Annotated in this window: 16 protein-coding genes and 1 riboswitch; of the genes, 6 read left to right on the plus strand and 10 right to left on the minus strand. The window is 71.7% G+C overall.

Translation table 11 applies throughout. The features are described 5' to 3' along the window. Positions 1 to 347: 347 nt before the first annotated feature. The 6 genes from FY030_RS14865 to FY030_RS14890 form a co-directional block, all read right to left on the minus strand. Positions 348 to 2,912, minus strand: a complete 2,565-nt coding sequence (locus tag FY030_RS14865; protein ID WP_158062305.1) for an FtsX-like permease family protein — start codon at positions 2,910 to 2,912, stop codon at positions 348 to 350. A 14-nt stretch (positions 2,913 to 2,926) separates the two neighbouring features. Continuing rightward, positions 2,927 to 3,685: an ABC transporter ATP-binding protein gene (locus FY030_RS14870; protein WP_158062306.1), complete on the minus strand. Its 759-nt coding sequence runs from the start codon at positions 3,683 to 3,685 to the stop codon at positions 2,927 to 2,929. 177 nt (positions 3,686 to 3,862) lie between these two features. Next, a complete protein-coding gene (locus tag FY030_RS14875) occupies positions 3,863 to 4,231 on the minus strand; it encodes a DMT family transporter (protein ID WP_158062307.1) in 369 nt (122 codons plus the stop codon). 1 nt (position 4,232) lies between these two features. Continuing rightward, complete coding sequence (locus FY030_RS14880; RefSeq protein WP_158062308.1) at positions 4,233 to 4,547, minus strand: DMT family transporter; 315 nt, start codon at positions 4,545 to 4,547, stop codon at positions 4,233 to 4,235. Positions 4,548 to 4,581: 34 nt separating this feature from the next. Further along, positions 4,582 to 4,643, minus strand: a riboswitch (guanidine-III (ykkC-III) riboswitch). A 152-nt stretch (positions 4,644 to 4,795) separates the two neighbouring features. Beyond that, a complete protein-coding gene (locus FY030_RS14885) occupies positions 4,796 to 5,428 on the minus strand; it encodes a response regulator (protein ID WP_158062869.1) in 633 nt (210 codons plus the stop codon). Between the two features lie 74 nt (positions 5,429 to 5,502). Then, positions 5,503 to 6,888 (minus strand): sensor histidine kinase, encoded by a 1,386-nt coding sequence (locus FY030_RS14890; RefSeq protein WP_158062309.1) that lies wholly within the window; start codon positions 6,886 to 6,888, stop codon positions 5,503 to 5,505. A gap of 162 nt (positions 6,889 to 7,050) precedes the next feature. Here FY030_RS14890 and FY030_RS14895 point away from each other — a divergent pair, with 162 nt between their 5' ends. Further along, a complete protein-coding gene (locus tag FY030_RS14895) occupies positions 7,051 to 7,572 on the plus strand; it encodes an aminoacyl-tRNA deacylase (RefSeq protein WP_158062310.1) in 522 nt (173 codons plus the stop codon). A gap of 60 nt (positions 7,573 to 7,632) precedes the next feature. On the opposite strand, the gene FY030_RS14900 is transcribed toward FY030_RS14895, so the two are convergent. After that, positions 7,633 to 8,721 (minus strand): NAD(P)-binding domain-containing protein, encoded by a 1,089-nt coding sequence (locus FY030_RS14900; RefSeq protein WP_158062311.1) that lies wholly within the window; start codon positions 8,719 to 8,721, stop codon positions 7,633 to 7,635. Positions 8,722 to 8,849: 128 nt separating this feature from the next. Here FY030_RS14900 and FY030_RS14905 point away from each other — a divergent pair, with 128 nt between their 5' ends. Both FY030_RS14905 and FY030_RS14910 read left to right on the plus strand, forming a co-directional pair. Continuing rightward, a complete protein-coding gene (locus tag FY030_RS14905; protein ID WP_158062312.1) occupies positions 8,850 to 10,265 on the plus strand; it encodes a GntP family permease in 1,416 nt (471 codons plus the stop codon). Next, the gene (locus FY030_RS14910) at positions 10,262 to 10,843 is read left to right on the plus strand and encodes a gluconokinase (protein WP_238348455.1); all 582 of its coding nucleotides are present in this window, start codon (positions 10,262 to 10,264) and stop codon (positions 10,841 to 10,843) included. Before FY030_RS14905 ends, FY030_RS14910 begins: the two co-directional genes overlap by 4 nt. Before the next feature lie 162 nt (positions 10,844 to 11,005). On the opposite strand, the gene hutH is transcribed toward FY030_RS14910, so the two are convergent. Beyond that, a complete protein-coding gene (gene hutH / locus FY030_RS14915; RefSeq protein ID WP_158062313.1) occupies positions 11,006 to 12,610 on the minus strand; it encodes a histidine ammonia-lyase in 1,605 nt (534 codons plus the stop codon). Between the two features lie 138 nt (positions 12,611 to 12,748). On the opposite strand from hutH, the gene FY030_RS14920 reads away from it, so the two are divergent. The 3 genes from FY030_RS14920 (at position 12,749) to FY030_RS14930 (ending at position 16,900) form a co-directional block, all read left to right on the plus strand. Beyond that, positions 12,749 to 13,408 carry an ASCH domain-containing protein gene (locus FY030_RS14920; RefSeq protein ID WP_158062314.1) on the plus strand — a complete coding sequence of 220 codons (660 nt, stop codon included), beginning with the start codon at positions 12,749 to 12,751 and terminating at the stop codon, positions 13,406 to 13,408. Positions 13,409 to 13,677: 269 nt separating this feature from the next. Then, positions 13,678 to 16,128, plus strand: a complete 2,451-nt coding sequence (locus tag FY030_RS14925; protein WP_420371890.1) for a glycogen/starch/alpha-glucan phosphorylase — start codon at positions 13,678 to 13,680, stop codon at positions 16,126 to 16,128. Between the two features lie 7 nt (positions 16,129 to 16,135). Continuing rightward, positions 16,136 to 16,900, plus strand: a complete 765-nt coding sequence (locus FY030_RS14930) for an IclR family transcriptional regulator (RefSeq protein WP_158062872.1) — start codon at positions 16,136 to 16,138, stop codon at positions 16,898 to 16,900. A gap of 2 nt (positions 16,901 to 16,902) precedes the next feature. Here the strand turns inward: FY030_RS14930 and FY030_RS14935 are convergent, their stop codons facing one another. Together FY030_RS14935 and FY030_RS14940 are read right to left on the minus strand one after the other, a co-directional pair. Next, complete coding sequence (locus tag FY030_RS14935) at positions 16,903 to 17,394, minus strand: hypothetical protein (protein WP_158062315.1); 492 nt, start codon at positions 17,392 to 17,394, stop codon at positions 16,903 to 16,905. A gap of 5 nt (positions 17,395 to 17,399) precedes the next feature. Then, positions 17,400 to 17,903 carry a hypothetical protein gene (locus FY030_RS14940; protein WP_158062316.1) on the minus strand — a complete coding sequence of 168 codons (504 nt, stop codon included), beginning with the start codon at positions 17,901 to 17,903 and terminating at the stop codon, positions 17,400 to 17,402. Positions 17,904 to 17,914 lie beyond the last annotated feature (11 nt).

Consider the following 17,914-nt stretch of genomic DNA (forward strand, 5'->3'; position numbering starts at 1 on the left):
ACGTCCGGGGTCGGCCGGGAGCACACAAACGAGCGCCCGGCCGCACCTGCCCCTGCAAGGTGTGACCGGGCGCTCTGGGCCGATTCGGGTGTCCCTTCCCGGTTCGGCCTACTGGGGTTGTGACCCGCCACGCGTCCCTTCGTGGCGGTGCCCCAGTCGCAGCTCCTGCTCAGGTGTCAGCCTGTGCCGGAGCGAGATCGGGCGGTGTGATGCTTCTGATCAACCGCGTGTCCTGTCGTGGCATTCCGCGTGTCCTCTCGTGGCATTCCGCGTGTCCTGTGGGGGCTTCTCGCGTGTCCTGTCGGGACTGGTGTGGTGTCGAGGATGGGGTAAGTGGGGTGGGATGGTCAGGCGGTGGCAAGCCCTTCGGCCGGGGTGACGCGTGCGGCGCGGCGGGCCGGCAGGACGCTGGCGAGCAGACCTGCCAGGAGTGCGACGCCGAGGATCAGGCCCAGGCGGGCCCAGGGAATCCCGAGCCGCACGTTGGTGCCCTCCGGCAGGACCGTCTGCACACCGAGCCAGGCGTAGAGCAGACCCAGCCCCAGCCCGAGCACCGCGCTGACGACCGCCAGCAGCACGCCCTCGGTGAGCAGCATCGAGCGCATCTGCCCCCGGGTCAGGCCCAGGCCGCGCAGCAACGCGTGCTCGCGCTGGCGCTCGACCACGGACAGCGACAGGGTGTTGGCGATCCCGACGACGGCGATGATCACGGCCACGCCCAGCAGGGCGGTAGTGACCAGCACCAGCACGTCGAGCACCTGGGTGATGACGGCGCGCTCCACGGCGGACCCCTCGTAGTAGAGGGTGTCCTCACCCAGGTCCTGGATCCCGGTGAGCAGTGCGCCGAGGTCGGCGTCGTCACCGGCGCGGATCAGCAGGGTGCCCTCGCCGACCTGGTCGCCGCCCAGGACCAACAGGTCCTGCTTGTGCAGCGCCACGTTGTAGCCCAGACCGACCTCGACGACCGTCATCTCCTGACTGCCACCTGTCCCGCTGACCTCGAGACGGTCCCCGCCCTCGAGCCCGTACATCGACTGCAGGCCCTCACTCAGACCCACGGTCCCCGGCTCCAGGGTCGCCAGTTGACTGGCGCTGCGGAAGACGCCGCCGTCCTGCTCGTCCAGACCCAGGGCCTGGACCGGCCAGTCCTGTCCCAGGGTGAGCTGGGCCGTGGGGACCAGCGAGGTGTCGGCGACACCCTCCAGGGCGCGCACCCGGCCCTCCACCCCTTGGGGGATCTGGGCGGGCACAGGCTGCTCGTCCTCGTCCGTGCCGGGGGAGGCAACGAGGGCGAGGTCCACGGTGTAGGCGTCGTCGATCTCGCCCAGGGCGGTGCGCTCACCGGTGGCGGCACCGATCGTGGTCATCGTGATGAGGGTGACCCCCACGAGCAGGGCTGCGGAGGTCGCGGCCGCCCGGCCCGGGTTGCGCACTGCGTTGTCGACCGCCAGCCGGCCGGGCACACCGGTCCGGCGTGCCACCACGCCGAGGGCGCGGACGGCGAGCGGCACGATGACGACCGCTGCGAGGAGCACCCCGAGGAAGGAGATCAGGCCTCCGCCCACCCCCGCGAGCATGTTGCGGTTCGTGGCGGCATACAGCATCGCAGCCAGGCCAACGCCGGCGAGCAGCGCGGCCAGGGCGAGCCGGACCCAGCCGGCCCGGCGTCCCTTCCCGGCGGTGTCGGTGGGCCGCAGCGCGGCCAGTGGCGAGACACGGGTGGCCCGGGTGGCCGGCTGCAAGCTGGCCAGCACCGTGACCGCCGTGCCGACCGCCAGCGGCAGCACGACCGCGAGCGCCGTGACCGCCAGGCCGGAGCCGAGCGGGATCCCCATGTCCAGCGTGCGGGCAAAGGCGAGCAGGCCCCATGCCGCGCCGAGCCCGACCAGCACCCCGACCGCGGACGCGAGCACCCCCAGCAGCAGCGCCTCAAGGAGCACCATCCGGCGCACCTGGGTCTTGGCCGCCCCGATACAGCGCAGCAGCGCCAGCTCACCGGTGCGCTGGGCCAGGGTGATCGTGAAGGTGTTGGCGATGACGATGGCGGCGGTGGCCAGGGCCACGGCCCCGAAGCCGAGCAGGATCGCGCCCAGCACGGCGGTCTCTCCGGTGAGCCCGGCGACCCGCGCCTCAGCGGCCTCCGGCCCCGTGCGCACCTGGGCCTCCGGCACAGCCAAGGCCAGCGCGGTCCGCACCGTGTCCTGGTCAGCACCTTCAGCGAGCTCGACCTGGGCGTAGTTGTAGCCCAGCTGCGGGTCCAGCTCGCGCAGGGTGGCGTCGGTGGCCATGAAGCCCTCGCCGTAGCTGAGCTGGCTCAGCTCGCCCGGGTCGATGATGCCGACCACGGTCGCCTCCATGTCGTTGGCGACGCCGTCCTCGTCCTCCGACCCGGTCACGGTCAGCGTGTCCCCGATCGCCACGCCGTGGTCGGCGGCCATCGGGTTGACCGCGATCTCGCCGGCGGCGGTCGGGCTGGCGCCCTCGAGCAGGCGCGCGCCGGCCGCCGGGACCGAGACGCCGGGGAAGTACTGGGAGCCGCGCTCGGCATACGTCGAGGCATCACCACTGACCTGGGCGACACCGTCGACGGCCGCGACGGCGTCGTACTGCTCGATGGTCAGCCACGAGTTTTCCATCTCCACGACCAGGTCGGCGTCACGGACACCGGTGGCGACCGCGTCCTCCAGGCCGCGCTGGGCGGTGGCGACCACGATGAGGCTGGTGGCCAGGAAGGCGGTGCCGATGATGATGGCGATCGCGGCCGAGATCAGCCGGCGGCCACGGGCGGCGAGCCCGGCGGTCATCCAGGCTGCGGAGGCCCGGGAGGAGCGGCCGGGGCGGGAGTTCTCGGCTGAGGAGCCGTGCGGCCCGGTGCCTTGCGGCCCGCTGCCGGTCGGGGCGCCCGTGGGCATGGCAGAGGTCTGCATCACGCGCGCCCCAGCCCGCGCACGGCCTCGATGACGGCGTCGACGTCAGGGTTCGTGAGCTCGCCGGCGATCTGGCCGTCAGCAAGCAGCAGGACCCGGTCGGCGACCGCGGCCGCGTTCGGGTCGTGGGTGACCATGACCACCGTCTGGTCCCACTGGTCGACCGAGCGACGCAGCAGGGCGAGCACCTCGGCGCCGGTGGCGGAGTCGAGCGCGCCGGTCGGCTCGTCGGCAAAGATCACCTCCGGGCGGGTCAACAGCGCACGCGCCAGCGCCACCCGCTGCTGCTGCCCTCCGGACAGCTCGCCGGGGCGGTGCCCCAGGCGGTCGGTCAGGCCCAGGCCGTCGACGACCAGCTGCTCCCAGCTGGGGTCGACACCACGCCCAGCCAGGTCCAGCGGGAGGCGGATGTTCTGGCGAGCGGTGAGCGTGGGCAGCAGGTTGAAGGCCTGGAAGACGAAACCGACGGCACGGCGGCGCACCTTGGTCAACTGCGCGTCGGAGAGCGAGGTCAGCTCGGTGTCACCCAGGAAGACCCGGCCGCTGGTGGGGCTGTCCAGCCCCGCGAGCAGGTGCATGAGGGTGGACTTGCCGGAGCCGCTGGGCCCCATGATCGCGGTGAACTGCTGCGCCTCGATGCCTACGGACACCCCGTCGAGGGCTCGCACGGCGGTCTCCCCGCGGCCGTAGGTCTTGGTCAGGTCCAGGGCGCTGGCCGCCAGGGTGGCCGCAGGTCGCGGCTCAGTCGTTGTCGTCATGGGTGAAACCGTAGGTCTGCCCGTGCGCACCGGACGTCGTTCACCGGTCGTGACCTGGGTGGTCTTCCCTACGACCGGGGTATGACGTGCGCCTGGTCGATCTCCACCCGCGGTCAGCGCGGCGGCGGCTCGACGGAGGCCGGGGCCGGCCGGCCTCAGTCCGCTAGCACCGTAGCCCTAGCTGGACCTCGCCTGGGGCGGGTCCTCCGGCACGGCCTGAACGGCCGGAGCGGCGGTGGTGAACTTCAGCCCCGCCGCGCAGCCGATGATGCCGGCGAGGAAGAGCACCTTGAGCGGGGTGAGGGGCTCGGCCCCCGTGATGGCCGCCCAGGTCACGGTGAGGACGGCACCCAGGCCGGTCCAGACCGCATACGCCGTGCCGATCGGGATGGAGCGCATGGCCTGGGCCAGACCGATGAGGCTGAGCACGCAGAAGATGAGGAAGACGATGGTCGCGACGGGCCGGGTCAGGCCCTCGGACGCACCGAGCGCGGTGGCCCAGACCGCCTCCAGGATGGCGCTGAACAGCAGGATGCCCCACGCCATGTCAGGCCACCGCCTTGAGTCCCACGACGCAGGCGACGATGCCGAGCAGCAGCAGGACGCGCACGAGGGTGGCCGGCTCGGTGCCGCGCAGCATCGCCCACAGGACGGTGAGACTGGCACCCGTGGCGGTCCAGACGGCATACGCCGTGCCGGTGGGGATGGTCTGCATCGCCACCGCCAGGCCCCACATGCTGAGGACGGCGGCGACGACGAAGACGATGGTGGGCAGGGGTCGACGCAAGCCGCGAGAGGCTCCGAGTGCAGTCGCCCAGACGGCTTCGAGCACGCCGGCGCCGATGAGGATGGCCCAGTCCATGGGCAGTTCACTCCTGACGAAGGTCGACGAGAGGGGTGGCCAGTCTTGTCCTCACCGGGTACTGAACCGTCGTCCGGGGCGCTGGAGCGCCACTGTCAGGGTAGCAACGCGGCGCCGTGTCGCCGGTCGGAGCGAACCGTGTCGCCGGTCGGGGGCAAAGCGTGTCGCCGGTCGGGAGCGAACCGTGTCGTCGGTCGGAGCGAACCGTGTCGCCGGTCGGGGGCAAAGCGTGTCGCCGGTCGGGGTGGTTACTCGGGGCGGCCGACGAGCCCCGTCTCGTAGGCGGTGATCACCATGTGCACGCGGTCACGCAGGCCGAGCTTGTGCAGCACCCGGCCGATGTGGGTCTTGACGGTTGCCTCGGCCAGGAACAGCTCCGCGGCGATCTCACTGTTGGTCAGGCCGCGGCCGACCGCCTCGAGCACCTCGCGCTCCCGGTCGGTCAGCGGCGCCAGCCGGGCCGTCGCGGCACGACGCTGCCGTGCGGCGGCGTTCTCCTGGCCCGCGTCGGGCAGGTCAGGCACGAACCGCTCCAGCATCCGCCGCGTCGTCGACGGCGCCATCGCGGCGTCCCCCGCGTGCACCGCGCGGATGGCGAAGAGCAGCTCCGCGGGGCCGGCGTCCTTGAGCAGGAAGCCGGAGGCGCCGGCCTTGAGGGCGGCATAGACGTACTCGTCCAGGTCGAACGTCGTCAGCACCAGCACCCGGGCCGGGTCGTCACGCTCCTGCAGCCGGCGGGTCGCCTCGACCCCGTCCAGACGCGGCATCCGGATGTCCATGAGCACCACGTCCGGCCGCGTCGCGCCGATGGCGTCCAGGGCCGCAGCACCGTCGCCGGCCTCCCCGACCACGGTCATATCAGCCTGCGCGTCGAGGACCATCCGGAAACCGGCGCGCACCAGCTCCTGGTCGTCGACGAGGAAGAGCCGGATGGGGCCTTCGCCCGGGGCTGTGGTCACTGCGGTCCTCCTGGGGTGGGCACGTCTGCTGAGGGTATGCCGTTCCCCCGCCCGTGCGTCACGCCCCTGGATGGAGTCTGCGTCTGCGCCTGTGCCTGCGCCGGGAGCGTGGCGACCACCTCCCAGCCGCCGCGCGGCCGGGGGCCCGCCTGGACGCTGCCGCCCAGCACCTCCACCCGCTCGGCCATGCCCAGGATGCCGTTGCCCTCGCCGTCGGAGTTCGGGTCCAGCCCGAACCCGTCATCCGTGACGCGCACGAGCAGCACCGCCGGGGTCCGCAGCACGTCCACGTCGATGACGGCGTCCGGGCCGGCGTGCTTGAGCGCATTGGTCAGCGACTCCTGCACCACCCGGTAGGCGGCCAGGTCGACCTCGCGCGGCAGGTCGTCGATGCGCCCGCGCACGGCAACATGCACCTCCCGGCCGGAGTCCCGGACCCGCTGCGCCAGCTCGGTGAGGTACTCCAGCCCCTGCAGCGGCGTGTACTCCGCGCCCGCCCCCTCATCGCGCAGCACGCCGACGAGCTTGCGGGTCTCGGCCAGCGACGCGCGGGCGGTGTGCGCCAGGGTCTCCAGGGTCGCCGCCGCCCGCTCCAGCGCAGCCCGGTCCGGTGCGCTGGCGGGCGGCTGCTCGAGGGCGGTCCGCGCGGCATACAGGCCCCCGTCGGCCTGCACCACCACGACAGCCAGGCTGTGCGCGACCACGTCGTGCATCTCCCGCGCGATGGAGGCCCGCTCGCCCTGGGCTGCGAGCAGGGTGCGCTGGGCCTGGTCGCGGGCCAGCGCCCGGTTCTGCTGCTCCAGCTTGGCGACGACGTCCTTGCGGCGGCGCACGACGTCGCCCAGGACCCAGGCCACCGCCACCACCATGGCGATGAAGAAGGCGTTGAAGGCGGCGTACAGCAGCTCCGAGCGCCAGTTCATCCCCGACTCGAGGCGGGCCCAGTCCAGCGCCGCGACGCCCGAGCCGAAGAGCCCTAGCAGGAGCACGCCGCGGGACTGTGCATGGGTGCCGAAGACAGCGGCGCTGTAGACGACGATCGGCACGGCGATGTTGCCGAAGTGCGGGCCGTCGAGCGCCCACACCTGCAACAGGCAAACCGCGGCCACGCCGAGGGCCGCGACCACTGGGGACCTGCGCCGCACCACGAGGGGCAGCAGCAGCAGCACGCCGACCAGCCAGTAGCCGGTGCCCGCAGTCGCGGAGATCAGCGTGTTGAGCACGATCAGGACCACGACCAGCAGGAAGTCCGGGAAGAGGCTGCGCAGCATCACCGCCCGGTCACCGGCCAGCTCCTCGGCCCACGCCTGCGCGTCCTTGGCCCCCGCTTGCGCGGCGTCCCACCACGCCCGGGGGCGGCTCGGTCTCGCATTGTGATCCACGCCCTCGACCCTAGGCCCGTCCCCCGGCACCGGGCGTCCGGCCACGGGCGGGAGCGGGCGGGCGGGCGTCATACCGGGGTATGACGCCCGCCGGGCTGGTTGCGGCGTTGGCCTCACCGTTCAGCGCTCGGGCGGAGGACTCCTGGTCGTAGAGTCGGCAGCATGAACGCGGCTGGGTCGGAGGGGGCGGGCACGTCGAGCGAGCAGAGCGGCGAGGAGCGGGCGTTGGCGGCGCTGGAGCGGGCCGGGCTGGCACATGAGGTGACGAGGCACGGCCGGGTCGGCAGCCTGGAGGAGGCCGCGCGGGTGCGTGGCGTGCAGCCGCGGGACATCGTCAAGACCCTGGTCGTGCGGCGGGCAGAGGGTGACTACCTCTTCGTGCTGGTCCCCGGCGACCGGGAGATCTCCTGGCCCAAGCTGCGGGCGCTGCTCGGCGTCAATCGGCTCTCGATGCCGGACGCAGCGACAGCGCAGGTGGCCACCGGTTACGAGCGCGGGACGATCACGCCGTTCGGGTCCGCGACCGCGTGGCCGGTCGTGGCCGACGCCTCGCTGACCGCGGAACCCGGACGTCTGATCTCGATGGGGGCCGGTGCCCACGGGGCGGCGGTCACCGTCGACGCCGCCGCCGCCCTGGAGCACCTGCAGGCGCAGGTGGCGGACGTCACCGAGCCCGCGGGATGACGGGGAGCGCCGGCAACTTCAGCCGGCCGGGAGCCGACAGGTCGGCTCCACCCACGCGTCTCACCCCGTCCGGTGCTCGGCCAGCCACCGCTGGGTCGCCCGCGCCGCGACGCGGCCGGCCCGGTTGCCCCCGATCGTGGAGGCGGACGGCCCGTAGCCGACGAGGTTGACCCGGTGGTCGAGGGCGGCGGTGGTGTAGGTGTGCCGGTCGAAGGGCGCAAGCAGCCGGATCCCGCCGTGCGGGCTGCGCAGCTGGAGTGGACCCAGGTGCTCCACGCTCTGCCGAAAGCCGGTGGCCCAGACGATCGCATCGACCGGCTCCACCGTGCCGTCCGCCCAGCGCACGCCATCCGGCTCGACCCGCTCGAACATCGGCCGGCGCTCGTAGGCACCCAGCTGGCGCGCCCGCTCCTCCTGCGGCCGCAGGATGAGCCCGGTCACATCGACGACGCTGCGCGGCGGCAGCCCCCGAGCCACCCGCTCCTCGACCAGGGCGACCGCCTTCCGGCCGGCGTCGAGGGTGAACTCCGAGGCACGCCATACCGGCTCCCGTCGCGTCACCCAGATCGTCTGGGCGACCGGGGCCAGCTCACCCAGGATCTGCACGGCTGAGGCACCCCCGCCCACGACCACCACGCGCCGGCCGGCGAACTCGTCCGGGCCGGCCCACTGCACGGTATGCAGCTGCCGCCCCTCGAACTGGCTCATCCCCGGGTAGGAGGGCACGAACGGGCTGTCCCAGGTGCCGGTCGCGTTGACGACGGTGCGGGTCAGCCGGTCCCCGGCGGCGCCGCGGGCCCGGACCCGCAGCAGGCCGGCTGGGTCGTCGTCCACGGACTCGACCGCGGTCACCGCGACCGGCCGATCGACGGGCAGCTGGTGACGCCGCTCATAGTCGGCGAAATAGCCGGGCACCACCTCGTTCGCCCGTGTCTGCCCGTCGTGCCCGGGCAGCGCCTCCCCCGGCAGGTCGGAGACGCCGTGCACGTCGACCATCGTCAGCGTGTCCCACCGGTGCTGCCAGGCCCCACCGGCCGCCTCGTTGGCGTCCAGCACCACGAACGGGCTCACCCCCAGCCGCTTCAGGTGGTATGCCGTGGACAGGCCGGCCTGGCCGGCGCCGATCACGATGCTGTCGTAGGTCTGCACCTTGGGTCCAACAGCACGTCGTGGGCCCGCCTTCCGTCTTGCTGCGCGAGGTCGCGAGGTCAGGCTACGGTGACGCATGGTCGCACCGCGGACCTGGTCGGGCGATCCCCTCACGCAAAGGAGCGAGCATGGAAGCGATCGAACCAGCCTATGGAGCCGGGGTGCTGCTGCTGATCGCGGCCGCAGCGGTGGCTCTGCTGCTCTTCCTCATCATGAAGATCAAGCTGCACGCCTTCATCGCGCTGGTCCTCGTCAGCGTGCTGACCGCCGTCGCGGCCGGGATCCCCCTGGCCGACGTGCCTACGGCCCTGATGAGCGGCTTCAGCACCACCCTGGGGTCGGTGGCGCTGCTCGTCGCCTTCGGCGTGATGCTCGGCCGACTGTTGGAGCACACCGGTGGAGCACAGGTGCTCGCCGACACCCTGATCGGCCGGTTCGGGGAGAAGCGGGCTCCGCTCGCCCTGGGCGTGGCGGCCCTGATCTTCGGCTTCCCCATCTTCTTCGACGCCGGTCTGGTCGTCTTCCTGCCGATCATCTTCACCGTCGCTCGGCGCTTCGGCGGCTCCGTCCTCAAGTACGGCCTGCCCACCGCCGGTGCGTTCGCGGCGATGCACGCCATCGTGCCGCCCCACCCCGGGCCGGTCGCGGCGGCCGACCTTATGGAGGGTGACATCGGTCTGACGCTCCTGATGGGCGTCCCGGTCGCGATCATCGGGTGGTTCCTCGGCGCCCACCTCGTGTCCCAATGGCTGGGCAACCGCTTCCACGTCTCCGTGCCGGACCTGCTCTTCGGCAAGCAGAACGGCGGCGTGGACCCGGACGCCGACGACGAGGCGGAGCGCCGCGGGGTCCGCAAGGAGGCGCCGCCGTTCGGGACGGTCCTGCTGATCCTGCTGCTGCCTTTCCTGCTCATCGCCCTCAACACCGGCGTCAACACCCTGCGGACGGACGGCGTGATCCCGCAGGACGCCGTGTGGGCCGACTTCTTGATGCTCATCGGCCAGACCTCCGTGGCGCTGCTCATCACCGTCATCGTGGCGCTGATCCTGCTGGCCCCCGGCCGCTTCAGCATGTCCAAGGCGGGCAGCCTGTTCGACGACGCCCTCGGCTCGATCGCCGCCATCATCCTCATCACCGGCGCCGGCGGCATGTTCGGCGGGGTGCTGCGGGCCAGCGGCATCGGGCAGGCCCTCACCGAGTCACTGGGTGACCTGGGTCTGCCGCTGATCGTGCAGGCTTTCCTCATCGCTACCGCGCTGCGGGTGGCCCAGGGCTCGGCCACGGTGGCGATCACCACGACGGCCGGTTTGATCTCGTCCTCGGTCATCGCCGAAGGACTGGGCGACGCGCAGATCGCCCTGCTGGTCTTCGCGATCGCCGCCGGGTCCACCGTCCTCTCGCACGTCAACGACTCCGGTTTCTGGCTGGTTGGGCGGTTCTTCGGGATGGATGTCAAGACCACGCTGAAGACCTGGACCGTCATGGAGACGACCCTCGGACTGGCGATCTTCGGATTGTCCGCGGTCCTCTGGTTGGTGCTGTGACGAGCACGCCACGCACGGCCACGCCACGTCACGTCGTCGTCATGGGTGTCTCGGGCACCGGCAAGTCGACGGTCGCCGACGCGATCGCCGCGCGGCTGGCCGGGACGCTCGTCGAAGGTGACTCCTTCCACCCCCAGGCAAACATCGACAAGATGGCCGCCGGGATGCCCCTGGACGACGACGACCGCCGGCCCTGGCTGCAGTCGCTCGCGCGCAAGATCACCCGGATGGACGCCGAGGGCAAGACCGGGGTGATCGCCTGCTCCAGCCTGCGCCGGCTCTACCGCGACTGGCTGCGGCTAGGGGTCCAGGAGCTCTTCTTCGTGCACCTCCACACCGACTACGACGTCCTGGACGAGCGCATGTCGCAGCGACGCGGCCACTTCATGCCGCCGTCCTTGCTGAAGTCTCAGTTCGAGACCCTGGAGATGCTCGAGGAGGACGAGCTCGGCCTGCAGATCGATGTCCGGCACACGCCCCAGGCCGTCGTCACGCGCGCGCTCGAGGCCCTCGCCGTGGCCGGGCTACCGCCGCGAGGGGACGAGGAGCGAGACCCCGGGCTGATCTGGAGGCCCTGACCTCTCCGTCCCAGGTCTTCCCAACCTGACAGGACACGCGAAAGGACCCGACAGGACACGCGATAGGGCCGACAGAACACGTGACGACGTGTCCTCTCGTGCCTTGCGACGTGTTCGGTCGGGCCTTGCGGCGCGCTCTCTCGGGCCTGCGGCGTGTTTCTGTCAGTGGAGCGGGCCGGCGGTGGTCTCCGCGGCGGCGCGCACCCGGCCGTCGAGGACAAGGTCCACGGCCGTCTCGATCTCGGGCGAGAGGTGACGGTCCGGGCCCGGGCCCTCGATCCCCGACTCGCGCAGCAGCGCGACCACGGCGCCGCTCGCAGGTGCCGGGGTCAGCGGGGCACGCAGGTCGAGCGCGCGGGCTGCGGTGAGGACCTCGACGGCCAGCACCCGGGCCAGCCCGTCGACCGCGCGGCGCAGCTTGCGGGCGGCGCCCCACCCCATACTCACGTGGTCCTCCTGCATGGCGGAGGACGGGATGGAGTCCACGCTGGCGGGGTTGGCCAGGCGCTTGAGCTCGGAGACGATGGCGGCCTGGGTGTACTGGGCAATCATCAACCCGCTGTCCGTGCCGGGGTCGTCGGCGAGGAAGGGCGGCAGACCGTGGTTGCGGGCGACGTCGAGGAACCGGTCGGTGCGGCGCTCGGAGATGCTGGCGACATCCGCGACGACGACCGCGAGGAAGTCCAGGACGTGCGCGACGGGCGCGCCGTGAAAGTTCCCGTTGGACTCGACCCGGCCATCGAGGGTGACCACCGGGTTGTCGATGGCGGAGGCCAGCTCGCGGCTGGCGACGAGGCGGGCATGCTCGCAGGTGTCCCGGGCTGAGCCGTGCACCTGCGGGGAGCAGCGCAGGGAGTAGGCGTCCTGGACCCGGGTGCAGGCGGTCGGGTCGCGATGGCTGTCGCGGATCGGGCTGTGGGCCATGACCGCGCGCACGTTGGCCGCGCTGGCGCCTTGACCAGGGTGGGGCCGCAGCTCCTGCAGGTCGGCGGCGAAGACGTCGTCGGTGCCCAGCTGGCCCTCCACGCTCATCGCGGCCGCGACATCGGCCGTGGTCAGCAGCGTGTCCAGGTCGTGCAGCGCGAGCAGCAGCATCCCGAGCATCCCGTCGGTGCCGTTGATCAGCGCCAGACCCTCCTTCTCGGCCAGTTCGACTGGGGGGATGCCGGCGCGGGCCAGCGCCTCAGCGGCCGGCAGCAGTCCCGGCTCCTGCTCGGCCCAGTCGTCGGCCCCGGCGGGGGGGCCGAGACGCACGGTCCCCTCCCCCATCACCGCGAGCGCGCAGTGGGCCAGCGGTGCCAGGTCGCCGGAGCAGCCGAGCGAGCCGTGCTCGCGGACGACCGGCGTGATCCCGGCGTTGAGGAGGTCGGCGTAGACCTGCGCTGTCTCCACCCGGACCCCGGTCCGCCCGGTCGCCAGGGTCGACAGGCGCAGCAGCATCAGCGCCCTGACCACCTCGCGCTCGACCTCCGGGCCGGAACCGGCAGCGTGGCTGCGGATCAGGCTGCGCTGCAGCTGGGCGCGCTTCTCCAGCGGGATGCTGGTCGTGGCCAGGGCCCCGAACCCGGTCGAGATCCCATAGTGCGCCTCGGCGTCGTCGGCGAGGTCCTCGATGATCTTGCGGGTCTGCCCGATCGCCTCCACCGCGGCCACGGACAGGCGCACCCGCGCACCGTGCCGGGCCACCGCGACCACCTCGAGCGGGCTCAGCGGGCCGACGTCGACAACGACCTCGGTGGGCATGCCTGGCAGCGGAAGACGGCTCATGGCCACATTCCACCCCACGGACACGTGCAGAAGCACCCCCCACCCCACCGTGGTCGTCTCAGATCTCAGACACAGTTGTCTAGGCTGGGCACACCGTCGGGCGTCGGCCCCTCACCCGCGAGCGCCTACGCTGGGCTCGTGCCTGCAGCCGACCGAACCTCCGACACTCACGGGACCAGCCCCAGCCAGGATGAGGCGCAGGCCGGCGCCATCGCCGCCTTCTGGTCCGATGCGCGCATCCGGGCCCGGCTCAACCCGATCGAGGCCTACACCGGCCCGGGCGTCAACGACACGGTCCCGCCCCCGGCCTGGTCCTTCGGGGACGACCCGCACCAGGCCGACCGGCTGCTGGACCTGGTGCTCACCGGCAAGAAGACCGCGACCGCGAGCGCGCTGCGCGACTACGAGGACGAGGCGCGCGAGCTGGCCCGGGAGCAGGACGCCCTGCACGGCCCCGCGGAGGGCGACCTCTTGGTCGACACCGACCTTGACCTGGCGCTGCCGGAGCCGGGGCTGCTGTCCATCCTGCTCGACGGCTCGGGGCGGCCTCGGGCGTTGATCCGGATCACGGACGTGCAGATCGTGCGCTTCGGCGACGTGAGCGCCGAGCACGCACGGCGTGAGGGCGAGGGCGACGGCTCCCTGGCGCACTGGCGGCGCGTCCACCAGGAGTTCTTCCACCGCAGCTCGACCACCGGCGAGCCTGTCGATGAGGACACGATGGTGGTCCTGGAGCAGTTCGAGGTGCTGGTGCCGGCCGAGGCTCGGCGCGCCGCCCGGCGCAACGGGCTGGCCTGAGCGGCGGCACCGCGCTGGCCTGAGCGGCGGCTCCGGGCTGGCCCGACCAGCCGGTCCCGACCGACCGGGTCGCTGGCCGACACGGCTCTTGACGCGGCGTACCCTTGAGGGTGGGCAACGGTGCCTATGCTCATGATTGCCCCACCCGTCGTACGCCCCAGCGAGGCCCTCCTGTGACCGACACCTTTGAGACCATCCGCCCGTTCTCCGACGAGCGGCCCGCCGCCGACCCCAACCGCCGGGGCTCCGCCTTCCCCGCCAGCCACGAGCTGGCGACCGGGCCGGTGAAGTCGCCACCGGTGACCGTCGACGGCTTCGTGCAGGAGTTCCTCTCCGAGCTCAACTACGGGCAGGGCGTCAAGCTCTCGCAGTCGACGATCAACGACCAGTACCTCGCGCTGGCGCGCACCGTGCGCTCCTATCTGATGGCCGCCTGGCTGGAGACCGGCCACCGGCGCCGCAAGAACCCGACCAAGATGGTCGCCTACCTCTCGGCCGAGTACCTGCTGGGTCGCCAGCTGGGCAACGCGCTGCTGTCCACCAACCTCATCTCGATCGCCGAGCAGGCGATGCACGAGTGCGGCATCGACATCGCCGAGCTGCGGGCGCAGGAGATCGAGCCCGGCCTCGGCAACGGCGGCCTGGGCCGGCTGGCGGCGTGCTTCGTCGACTCCCTGGCCACCATGGACGTGCCCACCATCGGCTACGGCATCCGCTACGAGTACGGCATCTTCCGGCAGTCCTTCGAGGACGGCCGCCAGGTCGAGCAGCCCGACCCGTGGCTGCGGCTCGGCTCCCCGTGGGAGTTCCCGCACCCCGAGCGGGCGGTCACCGTCGGCTTCGGCGGACAGACCGAGGAGTCTGCCGACGAGGAGGGACGGAACCGCTGTCGCTGGACCCCCGAGCGGCAGGTCCGGGGTGTGCCCTACCACTACATGGTCCCCGGCTACCGCAACGGCGTCGTCAACACCCTGCGACTCTGGAGCGCCGAGGCCCACGAGGGTTTCGACCTGCAGGTCTTCAACTCCGGTGACTACGCCCGGGCCACCCAGGCGCAGACCGTCGCCGAGAACATCTCCAAGGTCCTCTACCCCGACGACTCCACCCCGCAGGGCAAGGAGCTGCGCCTGCAGCAGCAGTACTTCTTCGTGGCCTGCTCCCTGCACGACTTCATCGAGAACACCCTGCCGGGCGACTTCGACCTGCAGAACCTGCCCAAGCGGATCATCTTCCAGCTCAACGACACCCACCCGGTCATCGCGGTGCCCGAGCTGATGCGGCTCCTCGTCGATGAGAAGGGCTTCGACTGGGACGAGGCGTGGGCGATCACCCAGCAGTGCTTCGCCTACACCTGCCACACCCTGCTGCCGGAGGCGCTTGAGGTGTGGCCGGTAGAGCTGCTGGGCCGGCTGCTGCCGCGGCACCTGGAGATCATCTACCGGATCAACGACGATTTCCTGGCGCAGGTGCGCGAGGCCTTCCCCGGCGACGAGTGGCGGGTGCGCCGCATGTCGATCATCGCTGAGCACCCCCAGCGCTCGGTGCGGATGGCCTTCCTGGCGACCGTGGCCGCGGTCAAGGTCAACGGCGTCGCCGCCTTGCACTCCCAGCTGCTGCGGGACAACGTCCTGCCCGACTTCGCCGAGCTGTGGCCGGAGAAGTTCACCAACGTCACCAACGGCATCACCCCGCGGCGCTTCGTCCGGCTGGCCAACCGCCGCCTGTCCGGCCTGGTCACCGAGGCGCTGGGCACCGAGGAGTGGGTGACCGACCTCGACCTGCTGCGCGGCCTGGAGCCGCTGGCCGACGACGCCGCCTTCCGCGAGCAGTTCCGCCAGGTCAAGGCCGCCAACAAGAACCGTCTGGCGCTGGTGCTGGAGGGCCGCGACGGCCTGGTGCTGGAGCAGGACCACCTGATCGACGTCATGGTCAAGCGGCTGCACGAGTACAAGCGGCAGTCGCTGAAGCTGCTGCACGTGGTCTCGCTCTACGAGGGCGTGCGCTCCGGCCGCCTGCCGATCGAGCGGGTCACCCCGCGCACCGTGCTCTTCGGCGCGAAGGCCGCCCCGGGTTACCACCTGGCCAAGGAGACCATCGCGCTGATCAACCACGTGGCCGCGGTCGTCAACGAGGACCCGATCATGCAGGGCCGGCTCAAGGTGCTGTTCCCGGCCAACTACAACGTGAACCTGGCCGAGAAGATTATCCCCGCCGCCGACCTGTCCGAGCAGATCTCGCTGGCCGGCAAGGAAGCCTCGGGCACCGGCAACATGAAGTTCGCGCTCAACGGGGCACTGACGATCGGCACCGACGACGGCGCCAACGTGGAGATCCGCCAGCTGGTCGGCGATGACAACTTCTTCCTCTTCGGGCTCTCCGAGCCGGAGGTCGAGGCGCTGCGCAAGGAGGGCTACGTGCCCAGCAGCTACTACGAGCAGGACCCGGTGCTGCGGGCCACGCTCGACCTCATCGGCAGCGGGCACTTCACCAACGGCAGCCGGCACTCGGCGGCGGCGGTCGTCGACAACCTGCTGCACCACGACCCGTTCATGGCCCTGGCCGACTTCCAGGCCTACCTGGCCGCCCAGGACCGGGTGGACGAGGCCTACGCCGACCAGGACGCGTGGAGCAGGATGGCGATCCTCAACGTCGCCCGCTGCGGGTTCTTCTCCTCCGACCGCTCGATGCGCGACTACCTCGACAAGATCTGGCACGCCTGAGGCCCGCATCGCCAGCAACGCACCTGCCGCCGCCCACGCCCTGGCCATCCTGACGCTGCTGGCCCGGCGTCCCACGCCGGTGTCGGCGGTGACGATCGCCCGTGACCTCGGGCTGCCCCGCTCCTCGACCTACCACCTGCTGGCGGTCCTGGTCGAGCAGGGGTATGCCGTCCACCTGCCGGAGGAACGCCGCTACGGGCTCGGGGTCGCGGCCTTCGAGCTGGGTTTCGCCTACACCCGGCAGGCGCCCCTGGAGCGAATCGCCCGGCCGCGGCTGACCTGGCTGGCGGACGCGGCCGGCCACAGCGCACACCTGGCTGTCCTGCACGGCCGGGACGTGCTCTACGTCGTCGAGGAGCGAGTGGCCGGTCGGCCCTCGCTGGTCACCGACGTCGGGGTGCGGCTGCCGGCCTCGCTCACCGCGAGCGGGCTGGCGCTGCTGGCGGCGCTGCCGGCCGCGCAGGTCCGCGCGCTCTTCCCTTCCCCCGACGCCTTCGTGCAGCGGCACGGGGTCGGGCCCACCTCCCTGTCCCAGCTGCGGCGCGAGCTGTCCGCCACCCGGCAGCGGGGGTATGCCGTGGAGGACGGGCAGGTCACGCCCGGCCTTGCCTCGGTCGGGTCGGCCGTGCTCGACCACACCGGGCACCCGGTCGCCGCGGTGGCCGTGACCTACCCGGTGGACGACGTCGACGACGCAGCCCGCGACGCCGTGGTGGAGCTGGTCCGCGCCTCCGCTGCCGAGCTGTCCGTCCGGCTGGGCTACCGCGACTGAGATCAGCCGTCGCGGCGGAAATAGCCCAGGGCACCGCGACTCCGCTCCTGCGGGGTCGCCTCGCCCGGCAGGTCACCGCTGGCCTGCAGCCGCTCCACCAGTGCGTCCAGCTCCGCCCGGTTGTGGTCCAGGTAGTCGTGCACCTGTCGCCAGTGAGGATCTGTTGCCGAATTGTCCACCGAGCGCATCGGACGGTCGGTGATGAGGTCCACCCGGCGCTGCCCGTCCCGGTCGACCTCGATGCGCAGCTCGGTCCAGGGCACGTCCTTCGTGGCCTCGTCGATGTCTCGAAAGGCCTGTCGCGCCCCGTGGCCGCGCCCATGGCCGGCGATCAGACGGTCGCGGTCCCACGACAGCACCCGGTGCACGGTGACGTTGGCTTCCGCCGGGCTCCTGTCGGGCTCGGCCAGTCGTCCCACCCAGACGACCATCCTGATCCAGTTCGGATGGCCCTGCGTGAACTCAGCCACGATCTGGTCGACGCTTTCGTCCACTGCGCTCAGCCGTCCCGTCGGAAGTAACCCAGGACGCCGCGGCGCTGCTCGGTGGGGGCGGCCTCGCCTGGCAGGTCGCCGCTGGCGCGCAGGCGCTCGACGAGGGCGTCCATCTCGGTCCGGTTGAGTTCCAGGTAGTCGTGCACCTGGTCCCAGTAGGGATCGCTGCCTGAATCCTCCTCCGGCCTCAGCGGCTGGTCTGTGAGCACCTCGATGTCATGCTGACCATCGCGGTCGGCAACGATGCGCAGCTCGCTCCAGTCCACATCCTTGAGCGTCACCTCCATGCGACGGAAGGCGTCGTACGCATCCATGGTGCTGCCGTACTCGGCCCGCAAGCCCGCGCTGTCGTGCACGATGATGCGGTGTGCCGCCGTGGAGGAACCGGCCGGGCTGCCGTCTGGCTCGGCAAGTCGGCTGACCCAGACCACGAGGCGGATCCAGTTCGACTGACCCTTAGTGATCTCGGTGACGTACTCGTCAACATCGGCGTCGTCGATCTCGACCATCGGTTGCACTC

Source organism: Ornithinimicrobium pratense (assembly GCF_008843165.1).
GTDB classification, from domain to species: Bacteria; Actinomycetota; Actinomycetes; order Actinomycetales; family Dermatophilaceae; genus Ornithinicoccus; species Ornithinicoccus pratensis.